At 79.1% G+C, this 497-nt stretch carries 1 protein-coding gene; it reads right to left on the bottom strand.

Annotation, left to right across the window (positions count from 1 at the left end; genetic code table 11):
* The coding region (locus HMPREF0043_RS11515) for a hypothetical protein (protein ID WP_021602338.1) at nucleotides 1-250 on the bottom strand (250 nt) is incomplete at its 3' end.
* Nucleotides 251-497: the final 247 nt, after the last annotated feature.

Genomic DNA, 497 nt, shown 5'->3' with positions numbered 1-497 from the left:
CCCCGACCGGCACCGGAACCGCCGATCCGACGCCCGCGCCGCCCGTCACCGCCTCGCCCGCGCCGCCCGTCGCTCCGACCGCGACGCCTGCGCCGCCCACTACTCCGCCCGCTTCTGCTTCCGTCACCTCCGCCGCGCCCCGCTCCCCCCGCGGGACCGCCTCGGGGTCCGCGACCGCCAGAGGCCCGGTGCTCGTGGCGACGCCCGCCCCCTCACCGCAGCACCCCTCGGTCGTCGCGTCGCCGTCCATCACACTCGATCAGGGCCGGTCCCCGAGCGGACCGGGGGAGGGCACGGCCGCGCCGAATCCGGCCCGAGGCTCGCAGACCTCCGCGAATGCGGCCGGTTCCCCGCACGGTCCGGGAGGCGCGCCCCGACTCGCCCGCACCGGTTCCGGCTCGCGCGGCCTGATCGCGGCCGCGGCGGCGGCGATCGCGGCGGGAACCCTCATCCTGCGCAGGCGCCGCGCCTGTAGGCCTTAGGGACTTCCGTCGGCG

The sequence above is a fragment of the Actinobaculum sp. oral taxon 183 str. F0552 genome (genome assembly GCF_000466165.1).
Classification (GTDB): domain Bacteria; phylum Actinomycetota; class Actinomycetes; order Actinomycetales; family Actinomycetaceae; genus Peptidiphaga.
Note: the sequence above shows the minus strand (reverse complement) of the source record. Positions and strands in the feature narration are given on the sequence as shown.